Annotated in this window: 2 protein-coding genes; both read right to left on the bottom strand. The window is 35.7% G+C overall.

The features are described from left to right. On the bottom strand, positions 1–1,035 hold a 1,035-nt coding region (locus tag ACIQZ2_RS11570), incomplete at its 3' end, for a hypothetical protein (RefSeq protein WP_395769009.1). Then, a partial coding sequence (locus ACIQZ2_RS11575) for a WG repeat-containing protein (RefSeq protein WP_395769010.1) occupies positions 1,035–4,349 on the bottom strand: 3,315 nt, incomplete at its 5' end. The genes ACIQZ2_RS11575 and ACIQZ2_RS11570, both read right to left, overlap by 1 nt.

Below are 4,349 nucleotides of genomic sequence, written 5' to 3' on the forward strand. Positions count from 1 at the left end.
GCCAACGTACAAAAAGGGTACCCCATTTTCTTCCTCGATGACAATCGATGCATCCGAATCATCAACATTATCAAAATACCAAATCGGTTTTAAGGTATTTAGATTCACACAAATCAAATTACCTTGGTTATCGCCCCAATAGCCATAGTTTTTATATACGGCCATACTTGATTCTACTCCTAAACTTGACGCGCTCCTCGACTTTGCCCGGTAAATTAATTTAGAATGCAATTCAAATTTATCGCCGATTAAACGGAATTTATATAACATTCCATTCTCTCCAGGCCAAAAATAGTAATCGTCAACCTTGATTGGAGAACTATCAAATGCACCCCAGCCCCTTAGGGCATCACGATCGATGCCGGATACATATTTAACCAACTTTCCATCAAATACATTAAAAATCCGAAAGCCGAATTCACTATTTGCTTTGACGCCTTGGCCAACAAGTAAGTTTCCTGAAAAATCAGGATCAAACATGGCTGTTCCTTTGATGGGGTTATAGGTATCTAAAGTTGGTCGAATTTTTTTCCCATCATCAAAATTCAAGAAATATATTTTTCCACATAAAGAACTAATTATTACTTCTTTATTGGCCTCTGGTTTATATTTTTTTGCCGAAGCAGGAATACCTGCATAATCCCAATTAATAATTAACGGTTGGCCTGTCCAACCACTTCCACCTCCCCAAACACCAAGATTGGTCTTTTTGCCATTATACTCGGTATCAAATTCCCACTCGGCTTTAATTTCGCTTGGCCTTGCCTTCAACTGACCCTCAGCAACAACATCCCGTGACGAGGCACCTCGAAAAGCTAAAACCCCCTTTTCAGCAGAATATTTGCTTTTAAAAGACTTCATGGATGGGCCAGTTAAGTCAAATACCTTTACCTCATAGGTGAGCGATTCTTGCACACTGTTAAATGAAGAATCAGGTAATAGCTTTTCAATAATAGCTACCTTTTTATTTGCCTTTCCTTTTTCACAAGCAATGGTTACAAATACGATAAAAAGTAAACTAAAAATAAACTTCATTATTTTCTAAATATACTACTGCGTAAAGTCCTAGCAGCATCTTGATTTCCATAACTAGCGGCTTTTTTGAATGCGACTTGCGCTTCATCTTTCTTTTTCAAGGACAGAGAAGTATTTCCTAAATTATTAAAGTAGAGTCCCATGGAAGTTTCATCATCGGATTCTTTTATTCCATAAATAGTTGCTTGTTTAAAATCCAACAGCGCATAATTATCCATATTTAATCTACTATAACAAACGCCCCGTAAATTATATATGTAGCTCTTGGATGAAGTGAAAGCTCCTTGTAAAGCCAATGTAATATCATCAATGGCATCGCTATACCTTTGTAATTCATATTTGCATAAACTGCGTTCGTAATACCAGTCGTATCGAACATCGGCAAATTGGGAAATAATTTGAGAGGCAATATCAATGGCCTCACTCCAATTAGACTGATCCTTATAAATATTAAACTTTAATTCAAGCGCGGTAAATTTAATGGGACCACTCGCAACCTGTAAAGCCTGATCTACATATTTAATAGCATTATAATGATCATTCTCATCAAGGTATGTCTCTGCTATACCAATAAGTGCATTAACATTATTAGGAGAAATCCTCAAGGCTTTCTTAAACTCAATAATTGCCTTTTCATATTCCTTGGAAATTCGTAGAGATACTCCAGATTGAATGGATTTTTGTGCTTCAAATTTTGAAAAATCAATATTTTCATCAGAATACCATACAAATTCAGAGGTGGCATAAATACTTGCATCTTTGTATTGAAATTTGATGTACTCTTTAAATCGTTGAATATAAGAAAAGTCTTTACCAAGTAATTTCTTATTCATAGTGCCATCCAAGGCTAATTCGAAATATTCCCCTTGCCGATTCTTTACTATTAGTTTATCGCTCGAAAGACGCGTATCTATAACGTAATCCTCTAAAATTACTTGACCAACTTTATTCAAAATAACGGGCCTAAACTTTTCTTCAGCAATTTTAATAACACCAACAGCATGACCATGCAAATAGGGGGTCATGTAATCATAGGTAATTGGCACAATAATCTTACCATTTTGATCGATAGCACCGACCTTATTGCCGATATTGACGAGAGCAATTCCATCTGAAAAATCCTTATTAGAATAATGTTTCAAGGGTTGAATATTCAATTCCTCATCAAACGCACGCTCTTCACAAAAAGCTACCAAATAATCCTCTGGCTCTCCATCTTCAGGTTCATATTCGCCCTCATTTATATCGTCTCCCGGTTCAATTTTGAAAATATCTACCCAATCAGCCCCACCAAAATCCTTATCATAGGGAGCTGAAACGTTTTCAAACGAGTCATAAATTGACGCGATTACAATTTTGCCTTCAGTGTTCAAATAACCAATCTTTCCCGAAAGCTTAAAATCAATTAATCCCTCGCTAAAACTACCAACCTCTTCAAATGCTACTGTATTTATTACTCTTCTTTTAGAAACACTATATAAATTAATAGTAGAATTATTTGAATTTGTATATCGAATCAAAGCATAAATATCAATACCAACATACCTAATTACATGTTTATCAAAAGGAATTACAATTCGCCCTAGTGAATCAAGTACTCCTTGTTTTCCTTCTAAATTCTCGGCTATAAAAAAGCCTGAGTTTACTACTTCTATCTGCTTATAAATAGTAGGAATTGCTAATTTACCTTGTTCATTTAGGTAACCATATTTGTCTTTATTCAATACAATCCTAGACTCATAAATATCTGAGTAAGGGGCACTGATGAAATTTCCTGCCGAATTAGCTAAATACCGAATCTTTTTATCCAAGCTGACAATCATTTGATTCTGACCTATCACGAGTAATTCTCGAAATTTATTATCAACGATAACTCTCCCTTTTAAATCCAGTAACCCCATTTTGACCAATTTGCCGCGCTTGATGTAAGAAATAAGTAGGCTGTCTCCTTGTGAATCCAAATCGTCATAAATCGGTTGAACAATGGTTTCTCCCATACGATTCATAACGCCAAATTTACTTCCTAATTGGAAAATGATACCTTTTTTCGCAATTGGAACAAAGCAATCGTAAGTAGCCAACGTAATATTTTCACCAAACTTATTCACAATCCCTTTTTTACCGAAATTAGTAACAATGAACAATTCATTATCCATTGGTTCTATCTTATCATAAAGCGATTCCGAAACAAATGTTCCATTGCTCGCATCATATAACTTATATTTTTGATTCGATGTCAAATAAGGAACTACCAACTTCAAACCATTCATAATCGATTTGGCCTCAGATGCGAATGCACCATCAGGATAGCCGTTTAAAAAGTTTTGAATTGCCTGCAATGAACCATCCTTCGAGGCTTCTATCCAATCAAACTTTTCAATCGAAGCCATGGCTTGCTTAATATTTCCCGAGTCAGGATATTTGTCTACATAGGCCACATACGACTCTCGGGTATTTTCCCCTTTGGCCATCTCCCAATCGAACTTTTCTATAAATGCCAAAGCATCAGCTTTCTTGGTGGATTGCGGATACTTCTCCAAAAACTTTTCAAAAGCATCTCGGGAATTTTCCTTTTTGGCCAAATCCCAATCAAAACCCTCAATGCGTAACAGTGCATCTTTTAGCAAAGTCGATTTAGGATAGTCCTTAACAAACAAAACAAATAACGATCGCTGATTTCCCTGCAATGCAGCCTCCCAATCCAACTTTTCAATAGCTTTTTGAGCACTCAACACCAAATCCGAACCAGCAAACCTCTTGATAAAATCGGCATAGGCCGTTTTCGTATGAATTTCTTGCGCCTCTTGAAAGGCCTTATCCCACATTTTACGCTTAACAATTCCTAGCTTATTCGATTTTGGATATTGACTCAAAAATCGATTGTAAAGTTCAACCGAATTCGCCTGTAAGGCTCCTTGAAAACCGATTGACTCTAAACTGTCTAATGCAATTTTAAACTCTTCTGAATGTGGATACTTTGTAGCAAAAGTTTGATAGGCAACTTCCGTATTCTGTTTTAAAACCTCTTTAAAAGCATACTGATTAAGAAATTTAGACGCAATATTGAAAATTTTACTTTGAGGATATTTCTTTAAAAACCAAAGTAATTGCTCCTCCACATTCCCCACCTTACACAGTTCAAATAATTCGACCTCAACCGAATCAATTAAACCTGGTAAATCATTGCCACAAATTTGTAATTCTTCACATAAGTTATTCTTTTTCTTCTCATCAACTTCTGCTAAAAACAAGGCATTTGCCGACTTCAATAAAGTTAATGACGAATCTTTTGTTACAATTGAAGGAGGGTTTTT

It is taken from the genome of Aquirufa sp. (assembly GCF_044342065.1).
Lineage (GTDB): Bacteria > Bacteroidota > Bacteroidia > Cytophagales > Spirosomataceae > Aquirufa.